Origin of the sequence: Streptomyces sp. NPDC007917 (assembly GCF_042959105.1) — a bacterium.
Classification (GTDB): Bacteria; Actinomycetota; Actinomycetes; order Streptomycetales; family Streptomycetaceae; genus Streptomyces.
Window position 1 is genome coordinate 86358 of sequence record NZ_JBIBKK010000014.1, and the last position, 13594, is coordinate 99951.

A 13594-nucleotide genomic window follows, 5' to 3' on the forward strand; every position below is an offset into this window, starting at 1 on the left:
CAAGGCACGCTCCGGTGAAGGCGCCTGTCCGCTCCGAGTTCAGATGTGATCCGCACCCCGGGAGGACACAAGCGCGGTGATCATGGGCATCATGGGCTTACCTCTCCTCTCGCTGTCGTGGCCCCTCACCCTCGTGGTGGGGGTTCCGCCGTAACGTCTAGCCAAGCGCCGCCCCCTCCGCAAGCGCTTTTCGATCGCCCCCAGGTAGACGTAGCCACGCTTACCGCCGGCGTTCCTGGCGCGTTCGACGGCTCTCTTCCGCTCGCTGTCGCGGTCGTGGACGCGCCAACCGCCGCCGTCGGGGATGCGGCCGACCTTCTTGGCGTCCAGGTGGGCGATTTGGCCGGGCCATCGGGCAATGATCTCGCCGGGCTTGCGGTTGTTGTCGCCGTTCGGGTCGAGGAAGCGGCGCTGCCCGAGGCCGAGCCGCGTGAGGTGCCTGGTGACGGTGCGGCGATTGATCACGTGCCCAAGGCCGACGAGCTCATCGGTGATTCTCCGCGCTGACCACTTGAGCTCGCGTCGCCAGGACTCGAGCCGCTCGATCACAAACGGTGCGTTTCGGTGACGCACCTGGGTTCCTTTCGATGCCGAGTCTCTTCGAGGCTCCGCTTCGGATCACTACCACGGAGAGGAGGTCTGAGCGCGTGCTCGGCTCCCTGGCGGACAGGGTTCAGTGTGATTGCGTTTGGCGATCGGCTGTGACTGCTACGGGGGCAGTGGTGGCGCCCCGCAGGTAGTGGCCGGTGATTGACGTGAGGTCTGTTGCGAGGTCAGCCGGCGTGCCCTGGAACACGATGGTTCCGCCGTTGAACCCAGCGCCGGGCCCGATATCGATGACGTGGTCGGCATGGGCGATCACGCGCTGGTTGTGCTCGATAAGGATGAGCGTTGCTCCGGAGTCGACGAGGTCGTCGCAGAGCGCGAGTAGTCGGTCGACGTCGCTTCCGTGTAGCCCGGCAGTGGGTTCGTCGAGGACGATGCGCAGGTTGTCGGAGGTGTCGGTGTCGGCGAGGTGGTGGGCAAGGAGGAGTCGTTGCCGTTCGCCGCCGGAGAGGGTGTCGAGGCTTTGCCCGATCGACAGGTAGCCGAGTCCGACTCGGTCCAGCCACCGCAGTCGGCGCGCGATGTGGGAGTGTTCGGCGAGCAGGTCGGCGGCGGGCGCCGGGTTCATCGCCAGCAGGTCGGCGATGTTGCGGTCGTGGAGGGTGGCGGCGAGTGCCGTCGGGTTGAACCGGGTGCGTCCGCAGGCGTCGCAGTCGGTCTGGACGTCATCGAGGAATGCCAGGTCGGTGACGATGACACCTCTTCCCTTGCAGACGGGGCATGCTCCGCGGCCGTTGGCGCTGAACCATGAGGGATGCAACCCGGTGGCCTTGCTGAAGATGTCTCGGATGGGTGCGGCGACGCCGAGCACGGTGGCAGGCGTTGAGCGGATGCCGCCGCGGAGAGGTGCCTGGTCGACGACGATGAAGTCGGGGTGCTGACGCGGCAGTTCGTCGGCGATCAGTGTGCTCTTGCCGGAACCGGCGACGCCCGAGACGGCGGTGAGGACGCCGAGCGGCACATCGACGGTGAGGTCTCGCAGGTTGTGGCTGGCGGCATGGGCGATCGTTACGGTCCCCCGAGCCGGACGGGGCCGCTCCTTGAAGTGGATCGGGGCGCGCAGGACGCGGCCTGTTGTGGTGTCGGTTGCCGTGAGTTCGGCGGGTTTGCCTTGGAATTGGATGACGCCGCCGTCTGAGCCACCGCCGGGCCCGAGGTCGATGACGTGGTCGGCGGCCGCGATGACTGCGTGATGGTGTTCGACCACGAGGATCGTGTTGTGCGCGTCGCGGAGCTTTGTGAGTAGTTCCAGGAGGCGGTGCACGTCGTGCGGGTGCAGTCCGGTGCTCGGCTCGTCGAAGACGTAGCAGACGTCGCTGAGAGCGCTGCCGAGATGGTGGACGATCTTGATCCGTTGGGCTTCGCCGCCGGACAGGGTGCCCGACTCCCGGTTCAGGCTGAGGTAGCCGAGCCCGACGGTGTCCAACGCGTCGAGGCGTTCTCGAATCGCCTGGAGGAGCGGCGTCACGGACGGGTCGCGCACGGCCGCCACGACATCGCGCAGGTCGCTGATGGGCAGGGCCGACCAGTCCGCGATGGATCGGCCGTCGATCAGGCTGTTCCTCGCCGACGCGTTGAGGCGGGTGCCGTTACAGTCCGGGCAGGTGCTGCGGGTCACGACTCGGGCAAGACCCTGCTCTTCCTCGGCGGTCAGGCGCGTCGGCGTCCGGCGCAGGTACGTGTCCCGCAGCCGCGGGATGATGCCGTCGAAGATGCCGTGCTTGGGGTACTGGGGGGCGGGGTCGGCGAGCCGGAGTCCTTCAGCGTGGAGCAGGGTATCGATCTTCGCTGCGGGGAGCTTCTCCAAGGGAGTGTCGGGGTCGACGAGTCCGGCGTGGATGAGGCGCTTCCATCGATAGGTTCCGGGGGCAAAGGTCGGGAACTTGACCGCGCCGTCGCGCAGGCTGCGTGAGCGGTCGAGCAGCAGGTCGAGATCGATGTCGTCGACGGTGCCGAGACCCTCACAGCGTGGACACATCCCGCTGGGGGAGTTGAACGAGTATGCCGGCGAGAACCCGGCGGTCGGGCTTCCGATACGGGAGAACAGCAGCCGCAGCAGCGGCGCGATGTCGCTCGCCGTGCCCACGGTCGATCGGGCGTTCCCGGTGAACCGCCGCTGATCCACGATCGTGGTGAAGACCAGCCCGTCGATCCGGTCCACGTCCGCCGGTGGATGCTGCGGAAGCCGGTTCCGGACGAACGCGGGATAGGTTCCGGTGGTCAGACGCTCGGCCTCGGCCGCGATCGTGTCGAACGCAAGCGACGACTTCCCCGACCCCGAGACGCCCGTGAACACCGTCAACTGATGCTTCGGTACCCGGACCGACACGTCCCGGAGGTTGTGAGTCCGGGCACCCTTCACCGTGATCCACCGACCACGCTCGACCATCGCCTCCTGATCATGTGACATGAGTCCAGGTTACGATCAGTTGTGGCCAGCTACTGGCCGCAACTATTCCAGGGCGGATCTATGAGACTGGAGACCTACTGTGACGGCACCAAGAGAACGGATGCTCCGGCTGCTGTCCCTGCTGCAGACCGGTCGGCACTGGCCGGCGGGCGAACTCGCCGTGGCGGTGGGAGTGCCCTCCCGCACCCTTCGACGCGACATCGACCATCTGCGCACGATGGGCTACCCCGTTGAAAGCGCTCGCGGACCAGGAGGCCATTACCGCCTCGTCGCCGGCGCCGCGCTGCCGCCCCTCATGCTCGAAGACGACGAAGCAATCGCCACCGTCCTCGGGCTACGCCTCGCAGCCGCCGGAGGAACCGGCATCGACCTCTCCGCCGAGTCCGCCGAACGTGCTGCCGCGAAGCTCCGCCGCATACTCCCCGCTGCCCTGCGCCGCAGAACCGACGAAGTGCTCGCCGCGGTGGAGTTCGGTCGCAGCCAACATCCCCCGACCGACCCCACCGTCCTGAGTGCCGTCGCATCGGCGATCGCGGCTCATCGGTGCCTTGCCTTTGCCTACAGCGGAAAGAAAGGACGGTCGTTCCGGACTGTCGAACCGGCACGACTCGTTCAGATCCGCCAACGCTGGTACCTCTACGCCTGGGACCGCGACCGGCAGGACTGGCGAAACTTCCGGCTCGACCGAATCGCCGACCCGCAGATGACGGATGCGACGTTTCCGCCACGCCCCCTTCCCACCGACGACCTCGCGGGGCATCTCGAGGCACGATTCCACAGCCCGAAGACAATCCGGACCGTCCTCACCCTGCACACCGACGTGCGCGACGCGGCGACTCGCCTACACCGCATCGACGGGTCCCTCGAAGCCCTCGACGAACACAGCTGTCGGTATATCGCCTACGTTGACTCCTTCGAGTGGCTTGCCGTCGTTCTGGCCGTTACCGACATCGACTTCAGGGTCGATGAGACCGCCGAGTTCCGGGACTACCTCGCGCACACCGGGCAACGCCTGCTTCGGGCCGCCGAAGCCGTGGCGAGGTGACACAACCAGCGTCGACAACGTCCTACCCCGCGACAACCAGTTGGTTTCTGGTAGCAGATGGCGCCCACAGCCGGAATCGGAGCAGGAGCACTTGGCTGTGCACGCCGAAACGGAGATCTAGCTTGGGCAGCAGCCACAGGTCCGTCACTGCGCTGTTCAATTGTGAGCGCGGTGAAGGGCGGCGCCTGGCCCGGAGCGAGGTCGTCGCGCAGGCGAACGTAGCGGACCGGGTGGCGGTAGCGGCCTGCGTCGACGGCTGCGCCGGCGAGGAACTCGGCCACCAGGGTCAGCCTCACCGTGCGGAACTCCAGCTCGTCGCCGGTTTCCCATCCGGCGCTGAAGCGCGCCCGGGCCAGGGGAGTTCGGAGCCTGCGGGTGCCGGCCGCTGCCCCAGGTCATGGTGGGCTGCGGTGTTCAGCGGGGGTCCGGGAGACCCTGTGCAGGTCGCCGGCTTTGTCGTAGCGGGGCCCAGCAGCAGAGTGAGCGGGTTCCTCAGCGAGCCGGTTACGGCACCGAGCACCGCTTCCGAGGTGATGCGGGACCGCACCTTGATCCATGACGGTTCCGACGGCTGGGAGCGCGTCGCCGGCGGCCTCACGAAGGTGGACGTCCTCAAGCAGCTGTACGCCGACCGGCGGCCACCGCGTACGCTCGGCTGGAAGGCCACGGGGACACCGGGCAGCTGGAACGACAGATGACAGTCGTAGACCGGCCGGAAGCGATGGCTGGCGATGCTCCCCCGTGAGGCTGTGGAAGCCACCGCCCTGGCACGTGCCGAAGTAGGAGACCTGCTCGGTTCCAGGCGCGCAGCGCCTCAACGAGCTCCCGGGCGCCAACACCGTGCCAGTTCGCGCCGGACTGCTGTACGTTCCATCGCGGCTCGGCACTGCTCCACCCGTCGAGTCCAGCCCGTACAGCAACTCTGCGCTTCCGTCCTCGTTGTACGGTCTTAACGGCACGTCGAGAAAGATGCCGCTGCCACTGCCGAACGCTCAGTTTATGTCGGGTAGCTCCTCCACAAGGACGAACTCCCCGAACCCGCCGCTGGACGTGACGCATGGCAGCGGCTTAGCCGCGCCTCGGCACCCGGCGGCGAAGGAACACGGCCACCGGCCCACTGCCACCGCAGACCGACCGCGACCCCCAACTCCCCGACGCCGCAGTCGTCACAAACCCGCTCTCTGCTGACCGCCAAGGGACACATCACCGACACGATCGAGGCCCGGCCATGGTGTGCCTCCACGGCCCGGCCGGAGTCGGCAAGATCCCTCGCCGTCAACGTCTGCCTGCGCGAACTCGAGCGGGCGGCCCCCGGCATGGCAACGATGGCTTCGTCACCCAGGGGCCTGCCGCATGCTGCGGGAGCGCCCGGCCGTTGTCCAGCCCTCATGACCTGAGCACGGGGCCGGTGGCGCGCGCGGAGCACGTCCGGTATCAGGCGGCGCTGTTCACGTGACGGACCAGCCATGTGAGCATGGGATCCAAGTCATCGGCGGCCGCCAGGACTTTTCCGACGGCTTCAGGAGTGTGGAGCCAGTCGTCGCAGCCAAGGGGTTGGACAGCGATCAGTGAGCGGTGGCGCAGCAGGTCCGCGCGGAAGTGGTCGGAAGGATAACCCCGTGGGGGGCGCTTCATGACGTCCCCAGAGATGTCGTAGCCCTTCTGCCTCAAGTCCTCGACGATGGCCGACAGTTCACGGCCACTGCCCTCGGCGGCGACTGCCTTGCGGAACATGGCGACTTGACCAGGGTCCCGGTACCACCAGGCCCCCTGGATCCGCAGGCCGTCCAGATCGAACCGCAGACCGATCTCAACCTTGCGGCCGAGTCGGATCACCGCGCCCTGATGCTGCCACCACCAGACGTTTGTGCGGTAGTGCCAGACAGAGAAGTCCTCGTACCGTGGATCAACGTCCGCCACATCATTCAGCAACGCGATCATCGGCTGCCGGACGAGGCGTTCGCGATCCACGCGGTACTTCTCGCGCACCGCGCTTGAGGGCTCGCCCTGCAGGTGCAGCAACACATCCATGGCTCGCTCCGGCCAGCCGGTGAATCGTACGCCCATGTCGGCACCATAACCCACCAGTGATCGATGCAAGGACGTAGTACGACGGGCCCGGAGAGGTACCTCCAGACACGTGGGAGGTCGCGCGCCGGGCAGGTCAGCGGGAGCGCAGCGCAGGAGACGACCTCCGTCAGCCCTACGCGTGTCAAGTCCTCAAAAGGCATCATCGGGTCGGCTCTTCTGGGGCCCTGTGCGGTCGCCCTACAGCCCTCAGGAAGGCGATGCTGTGCTGGGCTGAGACAGCTGAGACGTGGCGGCGGCCGTGTCCGGGACGGTAGCCGAGCAGAAGACGGACTTCTGCTGCTTGGTGCGGTGTGCTTGGTTCTTGGTTCTTGGCTCTTGGCGACGAGCGACTCGAGAGTGCCGCGCACGACTGTGGGCTTGATCTCGTGGTCCGGAAGAGCCTGGGTGAGGGCAGTGACGACCTCGGCTGCGGTGCGCGGTTCACCGTGCTGGGTGAGGTCGTCGCGGATGAGATCCCGGAGCGTGGGCGCATCCGTTTTCGCACCGGCTTGGGACGGCTCCCCCGGATCGTGACCTGGCCCGATCCGATCGTGCTTCCCTACGTCAGCAAGCGGACCACAGGAAGATGCCAGCGATATGTCGCCCAGCTGCGGGCGCTGCGCCCCCCGAGGAGCGTGAGCACGACGTTCGGGACGAGGACGTCGCCCGGCTCTCCCCGCTCAAGCACGCCAACCTCAACGTGCTGGGCCGCTACAGCATCCGTGCTTCGGTCCCGGCCGACGGCGGTCTGCGTCCGCTGCGCGACCCGGTCGCGGCCGGGCTCGGTGGCGAGGACGGGACGGAGGACTGACGGGGCAGCCGTGGAGCATCGCGGTCAGCAGGAGGAACGCATCACGTTGACCTGGCGGGCGCCGGCTCAAGGATCGCGACCGGCGTCCATTCAAGATACGAGCAGACGGAGGCCGAGATCTGCTGCATCGAGGTCTGCGAGGTCGCTGTTGTGCTCGGCCCACCGGCCGGAGTCGAGGTCGTCGCTGAGGCTTCGCACCGCCCGCTGCTCGGCCTCCGGCCCGACCCTCGTCCACACCGACATCGCACGGCGCACGTGATCCTCCAGATATACGCGCCCGGCCGGCGCCAGTACGCCTCGAACAGGCCGTCAGCGCAGTCCCACGGGATGGGTACCGGCTCAGCGCGGGCACCGATCGCGTCGGCCATCCCAGCAAGCGAGGGAAACTCCGCGAGGACGGCGGCGAACTCGGGCAGGTAATCGCGGGTAAGCCAGAACCGGTCCTGCCATCCGGGCTCGTCGGTGTCGAACGTGAGCACCACCACGCGGCGGGCCACGCGCCGCATCTCGTGCAGACCCGCTATCGGGTCCCCCCAGTGGTGAACGGTAGAGACGGCCATCGCGACATCGAAGGACTGGTCCTCGAACGGCAGGCTCTCCGCGGCGGCGGCCACGCACGGCGCCGAGCCAGCAGGCCGCTGCCCCCGCATGACCGCCGATGGCTCCGCCGCGGTCACGTCGCGACCAGCGGGCTCGTAGGAGCCGGTGCCGGCCCCGACGTTCAGCACCGTCCGCGCGTCCCCGAGCGCGTCCAAGATCTGTGCGGCGATCCGAGGCTCGGTACTCCGTGTCGTGGTGTAGGCGCCGCCGATCGCGTCGTACAGCTGTGCACCGAGCACCTCCAGTTGCTCCTCCGGTGTCACCTTCAGTCCCTTCGCCCGTGCCTCAAGTTCCCTGTCGATGGCCGCCACCATGGCGTCAGCTCGATCACGCCGCTCCAGCAGCAGGCCACGCAGTCGGCGCAGATGCGCGACCGCGTCGGTGGACGAGTCGCCAACCAGTTCCGCGATCTCCCGCAGACCGAAGCCCAGCCGCCGGTAGGCCTGCCGCACTTCGCGGTACTGTCAGAAACGACGACCCTTTCCCAGAGCGGGATCGGAAATGGGCTCCCCGGGCGGCCCGGACCGTCGTTTCACTGTCATTTCACGGGCGACCACACGTGAAACACCGGCGGGCGTCGCCGATTCTCGTCGGCGCAGCGCGCTGGGGGTATGCGGAATGGCCCGTCGTGGAGGACGTGGACCGGCTCAGGCGGCCTCGCGCACCGCGTAATCGGCGAGGGATGGTTCCAGCAGCGCGAAGACCTCCTCGGCCGCCCCGGGCAGGGCGTCTGCAAGCTGGCGGTTCGTGCGTCCCGCGATGGTGAGGTCCAGGGCGTGGTGGAACAGAGTCCGGTGGGCCGCGGCGAGTAGGGCTGCGGCGGCCCGGGGGGCGAGGGAGTCGGTACGTACCCCGGTCTCGGCGGCGAGGGCCTCGGCGAGGGCGTCCTCGCGCTGCTGGTGGAGTTCACGCAGGCGGGCGGCGAGAGTGGGGCTGTCGGTGATCATCCGGGCGAACTCCGCTCCGGAGAAGCCCGCGAGGGCGTCCTGCCGGTCGACGGCCGCCAGATACTCGCGGCGCAGCCCGGCGAGCGCGGACTCGCCCTCCCTGCGGGAGTCCAGTGCGGCGGCCAGGCTGCCGCGGAAGGTCTCGTGGAAGTCGAGGGCCAGATCCTCCTTGCGCGGGAAGTAGTTGGTGACGGTCATCTTGGCCACCTGCGCCGCGGCGGCGATCTCGGCGATGGTCACCGACTCGAAGCCGCGCTCCAGGAACAGCCGCGTCGCGGTGTCGGAGATGGTCTGGCGGGTCTGGTGCTTCTTCAGTTCGCGCAGTCCGGTTGTCATGTCACCAAGCCTAACTTAGGTCCAGCCAAAAATTACAGTTGACCTCTTAATAGGTTCGACCTATATTTATGCCTGTCCGAGCGAGACAGGAGAAAGGAACCGTGTGAACCTGCGCATCACCCCGGAACAGTCCGCCGCCGTCCGTGAGCGGCTCGCCCACCTTGCCGACGGCATCCCCGAAACACCCGCCGACGCCGACCTCGCGCCCGCGTTCCCCGACCCCGGCATCGCGTCCGGTAGCTGGGCCGACGCCTCCGGCCGGACGCCCGGTGAGGCCGGCGCGCTCCTCTACGTCCACGGCGGCGGGTTCTCCGGCCGGCAGCCGGAAGCGGAGCGGGCCCTGGCCCGCCACCTCTCCCGCGCCACCAACCGCCCCGTCCTCGGTGTCGACTACCGGCTCGCCCCGCAGCACCCCTACCCGGCGGCCCTGCACGACGTCGCCGCCGCCCACCGGGCACTGGTCGACCAGGGGGTGCCCGCCGGGCGCATCGTCCACTTCGGTGAGTCGGCCGGCGCCACCCTGGTGCTCTCCGCCCTCCTCACCCTCAAGGCGGCCGGGGAGCCGCTGCCCGGCGCGGCCGTGCTGGTCTCTCCGCTCGCCGATCTGACTCTGTCTTCCGCCTCCCTGACGGACAGCCAGGGGCGGGACACCGTCACCAGGGAGGGCCTGGAGCAGGTCTGCGCCCAGTATCTGGCCGGGGCGCGGCCTGATGCCGCGCCCCAATCCCCCCTGCACGGTGACCTGTCCAAGCTGCCGGCCCTGCTGATCGCTGCGGGGGGAGCCGAGGCCCTCGCCGATGACGCCCGCCGCCTCGCCGCTGCCGCCCGGGCGGCAGGGACGGTTGCAGAGCTCGACCTCTACGAGGACCTGCCGCACGTCTTCCACCTGGCTCTGCTGGCCGGCCCGACCGCCGCCACCGACACCTTCCTTCGCCGCCTGGCGGAGTGGACCGAAAGGAACGCCGCATGAACCTGCGCGTCACCCGAGAACAAACGCTCCGTCTGATGAGCGTCCACGCCCACCCCGACGACGAGTCCAGCAAGGGTGCGGCGACGCTGGCCAAGTACGCCGCCGAGGGCGTAGAGGTCCTGGTGGTCACCTGCACCGGCGGTGAGCGCGGCACCGTGCTCAACCCCGCCATGGACCGCCCCGAGGTACGGGCCGACCTGGCCCGGATCCGCCGCGAGGAGATGGCCGCCGCTCGCGAAATCCTCGGCGTCCGCCAGCAGTTCCTGGGTTTCACCGACTCCGGTCTGCCCCCCGAGGGGGAACCGCTGCCCGAAGGCTGCTTCGCCGCGGTTCCGCTGGAGGAGTCGACAGCGGCGCTGGTCGCGCTGGTCCGCGAGTTCCGCCCCCATGTGCTGCTCACCTACGACCAGACCGGGGGCTATCCGCATCCCGACCACATCCGCACCCACCAGGTGGCCGCCGCGGCCTACCAGGCGGCGGGGGACGGAGACCGCTTCCCGGAGGCGGGCCCGGCCTGGCAGCCGTCCAAGCTCTACTACCACGGGGCACTGTCCAGGGCCTGGTTCCAGACCCTGCACGACGGCATGACCGCCCGCGGCATCCCCTCCGGAATGGAGGAGGTCCTCGCCGAGTTCGGCGACCAGGACGCCGATGCGACACCGCAGTTCACCACCCGGGTGCCGTGCGCGGAACATTTCCCCACCCGTGACCGGGCGCTGCTGGCCCACGCCACCCAGATCGACCCGAACGCCGGCTTCATGCTCCACGACCGCGCGGTGGAGCGGGAGGTGTGGCCCACCGAGGACTACCACCTGGCCGACTCCCGGGTCCCGGTCTCCCTTCCGGAGGACGATCTGTTCGCAGGGGTGCGGCCCGAGCCGCCCAAGGTGCTGGTCTCCGGGGGCGGGGTGGCGGGCTCCGCGGTGGCGTACTGGCTCAAGCGGCACGGGTACGCCCCCACAGTCGTCGAGCGCGCCCCCGCGCTGCGGCGCGGCGGCCAGGCCGTCGACTTCCGCGGCCAAGCCCTGACCGTTCTCCAGCACATGGGCGTCCTCGACCGGGTCCGCGAGCGGGACACAGGCATCGGCGACTGCACCGTCGTGGATGCCGTCGGCGAGCCGTACGCCGTGATCCCGGCCGTCGTATACGCGGGCGAACTGGAGGTGCTCATCGACGAGTTGATCGAGATCCTGCACCACCGCGCCGCCGAGACGGGGGTCGAGTACCGCTTCGGCGACTCGATCACCGCACTGGTTCCGGACGACGACGGCGTCGACGTCACCTTCGAGCACGCCCCGCCGGAGCGCTTCGACCTCGTGATCGGCGCCGACGGGGCGCACTCGGCGGTTCGCCGCCTGGCCTTCGGCCCCGAAACCGAGTTCGCGCACTACCTCGGCTGCTACTACGCCTACTGGCAGACCGACAACCACCTCGGTCTCGACCACGAGGGAATGGCCACCGGCGACGGCCAGACCGCGGCGCTGAGCGTATTCACCGTCAAAAACAACCAGCACACGCGAGCGGGCCTGCTGTTCAAGTCCGACCACCAACTGCCCGTCGACCGCCACGACCGGCGCGCCCAGGCAGAGGTCCTCAAAGCCCGCGCCGCACACCTGGGCTGGCAGACCCCCATGCTGCTGGAGACGCTGGACCATGCGGCCGACCTCTACTTCGACGCCATGGTCCAAATCCGGATGGACACCTGGTCCGCCGGCCGCATCGCCCTGGTCGGCGACGCCGCGTACTGTGCCGCCCCCACGTCCGGACGCGGCACGTCCCAGGCCCTGATCGGTGCCTACATCCTGGCCACAGAGCTGGCCGCGGCCAATGGCGACCACACCGCCGCCTTCGCCGCCTACGACAAGGCACTGCGCCCCTACGTCGAGCACAACCAGGCCATCGGCGTGCACGGAAGCCAGTACGTCTTCACCCAGCCGACCCAGGAGATGTTCGACGCGCTGGCGGCCCAGGCGCGCGAAGGCGAGACCGAACCCGGCCCGGAACCGCTGCTGCGGAACTGCTGACAACGACACGGCCCAGGCACACAGGCAAGCCCGCCGGACGGCTACCGGTCGTCTCGTTCATCGACAGGGATGTGCCCCGTTGGCCCGGGTGGGTCTGCCGGACCTTCTCCCAGGCGCGCTCCGGCTCACTACGCAGGTTCATCTGGATGATGTCCTGCGCCAGCATCATCGGATCGTCGGCGGCCTTTCGACAGAGACCACCAGACCGATCCTCTGCCCGCCATTCCGGAGCGGCCGGGTGGCATCCGGCCATGGCTCAGAAAGTTGTCACCGTATACGAGGACGACCTCACCGGTGTGGAATCGGACCAGGTCAGCACGCACAGGTTTTCCCTGAACGGCGTGAACTGGGCCGTCAGCCACACCAAGAAGTAGCGGTTCGACGCTACGTCGTACGCGTAGGTGGGCTCGCCTCTGAAAGTGAAGCCGCTCGGGGCGGTGAAACGCTGGCGATGTTCCCCGGGTTCACCGGCCGGTCGATGCCGGAGATGCACTTCACGGTGAAGACGGTCGACTGCCTGGGGGCGGCGGTGGGGATCGTGTCCTGGAGGATGGTGAGGGCCCTCTCGTCACCGGCCGATGCGGGCACGACGATCGTCACGGGCAGGCGCTCGCGCTGTGATTGAGGTCGATCTCGCCGCTGTACTGGATCTTCAGCGTGGAGGTGGAGATGCCGGGAGACACGGTGGCGGGGGCGCTGACGTGGAAGACGCCGTCCAGGGAGCCCTGATGGGGCAGCAGCCGTTGACCGGTGAAGGTGCGGCTGAGCCGCCGGTCGCCGTTGTCCGGTATGCCGACCAGGCCGTCGGCGAGGTTCAGCTCCACTGTGACAAACCGCCCCTCGACCGCGTTGGGCCCGCGGTTCTTGATCCGGACACCGAGGTCGAACGCTTGGCCACGCGGGACCGCGTACGGGGCGACGCTCTCGCCGTACAGATCCGCAGCCAGCGGCCGCGGCGGCGTCACCTCGGCAACGGCCGTCACGCCGCGTACCCGGTGGTTGTTGCGGTCGCCGATGTACAAGCTTCCCCGCGCCGTCCAGCGCCACTCCGCACGGGCTGTAGAGCGGGGTGGAGACGGCCGGTCCGTCGTCGTCGCTGTAGCCGGCCTCGCCGAGGCCTGCGACGGTGGTGATGATCCCGTCGGGAGTCACCTTCCGGACCCGATGGTTCCACTCGCTGAAGTACAGATTTCCCTTGCGGTCCAACGCGATGCCGCGGGGGTTCTGAAGCCGGGCTCCGACGGCGGGTCCGCGGTCGCCGCTGTAGCCGGGCTCACCGTTGCCCGCCACAGTGGTAATGCCCCTGTCCGGGGCCACTTTGCGGACCCGATGGTTGACCAAGTCGGCGATGTAGAGATTGCCCTGCTTGTCGACGGCCAGACCGTAGGGGTCATTGAGAAAGGTCTGCGACGCGGGTCCGCCATCGGAGAGATATCCGACGGCACCGTTGCCCGCGACGGTGGCGATAGCGCCGTAGGAGCGCAGATCGGTGGGCTGTGGTCCGGTTCCGGTACTCGATTCGCCTGCCATCACTGCTTCTCCCGTCTGAGGGCACGGCACATCGGACGCGGGGGCATGCCGCGCCGATGAGGGTGGGGTGCTCCGGAGCAAGCCGGAGCCTGTCCGGCCGACCACGCGGAGGTCGCCGACGTCGATCGTGGGCGATCCGGCTGTAGTCGTTGATGTCGTCGGCCGGCTGGAGTCAGGGCGCACGGAGACACCGAACGGCAGGGCCGTATCCTGAGGCAGGCGATGCAGGCACTGCCGATGCGTCG

10 protein-coding genes and 3 pseudogenes are annotated in these 13594 nt (G+C 68.6%); 6 read left to right on the plus strand and 7 right to left on the minus strand.

The features are described 5' to 3' along the window. Window positions 1-201 precede the first annotated feature (201 nt). Together ACFZDL_RS26985 and ACFZDL_RS26990 are read right to left on the minus strand one after the other, a co-directional pair. Window positions 202-546: pseudogene (locus ACFZDL_RS26985) on the minus strand (IS481 family transposase); the annotation flags it as partial. Between the two features lie 127 nt (window positions 547-673). Continuing rightward, entirely contained in the window at window positions 674-3016 is a 2343-nt protein-coding gene (locus ACFZDL_RS26990) for an ATP-binding cassette domain-containing protein (RefSeq protein WP_353593801.1), read from the minus strand. 100 nt (window positions 3017-3116) lie between these two features. On the opposite strand from ACFZDL_RS26990, the gene ACFZDL_RS26995 reads away from it, so the two are divergent. Then, window positions 3117-4061 (plus strand): YafY family protein, encoded by a 945-nt coding sequence (locus ACFZDL_RS26995; RefSeq protein ID WP_353593802.1) that lies wholly within the window; start codon window positions 3117-3119, stop codon window positions 4059-4061. 548 nt (window positions 4062-4609) lie between these two features. Next, window positions 4610-4759, plus strand: a complete 150-nt coding sequence (locus tag ACFZDL_RS27000; RefSeq protein WP_353593803.1) for a hypothetical protein — start codon at window positions 4610-4612, stop codon at window positions 4757-4759. Window positions 4760-5495: 736 nt separating this feature from the next. Here ACFZDL_RS27000 and ACFZDL_RS27005 read toward each other — a convergent pair. Next, window positions 5496-6128, minus strand: coding sequence for a DUF2461 family protein (locus ACFZDL_RS27005; protein ID WP_353593804.1), 633 nt, complete (start codon window positions 6126-6128; stop codon window positions 5496-5498). Window positions 6129-6717: 589 nt separating this feature from the next. Between ACFZDL_RS27005 and ACFZDL_RS27010 the strand changes: the two genes are divergently transcribed. Next, a complete protein-coding gene (locus ACFZDL_RS27010; protein ID WP_353593876.1) occupies window positions 6718-6942 on the plus strand; it encodes a hypothetical protein in 225 nt (74 codons plus the stop codon). A gap of 90 nt (window positions 6943-7032) precedes the next feature. On the opposite strand, the pseudogene ACFZDL_RS27015 reads toward ACFZDL_RS27010, so the two are convergent. Together ACFZDL_RS27015 and ACFZDL_RS27020 are read right to left on the minus strand one after the other, a co-directional pair. After that, window positions 7033-7985, minus strand: a pseudogene (locus ACFZDL_RS27015) (class I SAM-dependent methyltransferase); the annotation flags it as partial. Window positions 7986-8189: 204 nt separating this feature from the next. Beyond that, complete coding sequence (locus ACFZDL_RS27020; protein ID WP_353593805.1) at window positions 8190-8825, minus strand: TetR family transcriptional regulator; 636 nt, start codon at window positions 8823-8825, stop codon at window positions 8190-8192. Window positions 8826-8928: 103 nt separating this feature from the next. Here ACFZDL_RS27020 and ACFZDL_RS27025 point away from each other — a divergent pair, with 103 nt between their 5' ends. From ACFZDL_RS27025 to ACFZDL_RS27035, 3 genes are all read left to right on the plus strand, one after another. Then, a complete protein-coding gene (locus tag ACFZDL_RS27025) occupies window positions 8929-9795 on the plus strand; it encodes an alpha/beta hydrolase fold domain-containing protein (protein WP_353593806.1) in 867 nt (288 codons plus the stop codon). After that, window positions 9792-11819 carry a mycothiol conjugate amidase Mca gene (mca, locus tag ACFZDL_RS27030; protein WP_353593807.1) on the plus strand — a complete coding sequence of 676 codons (2028 nt, stop codon included), beginning with the start codon at window positions 9792-9794 and terminating at the stop codon, window positions 11817-11819. The genes ACFZDL_RS27025 and mca overlap by 4 nt, the downstream gene beginning before the upstream one ends. 251 nt (window positions 11820-12070) lie before the next feature. Continuing rightward, window positions 12071-12193, plus strand: a complete 123-nt coding sequence (locus ACFZDL_RS27035; RefSeq protein WP_353593808.1) for a hypothetical protein — start codon at window positions 12071-12073, stop codon at window positions 12191-12193. 222 nt (window positions 12194-12415) lie between these two features. Here the strand turns inward: ACFZDL_RS27035 and ACFZDL_RS27040 are convergent, their stop codons facing one another. Both ACFZDL_RS27040 and ACFZDL_RS27045 read right to left on the minus strand, forming a co-directional pair. Further along, a complete protein-coding gene (locus ACFZDL_RS27040; protein WP_353593877.1) occupies window positions 12416-12841 on the minus strand; it encodes a hypothetical protein in 426 nt (141 codons plus the stop codon). A 331-nt stretch (window positions 12842-13172) separates the two neighbouring features. Next, window positions 13173-13349, minus strand: a pseudogene (locus ACFZDL_RS27045) (Teneurin-2); the annotation flags it as partial. Between the last annotated feature and the right edge of the window lie 245 nt (window positions 13350-13594).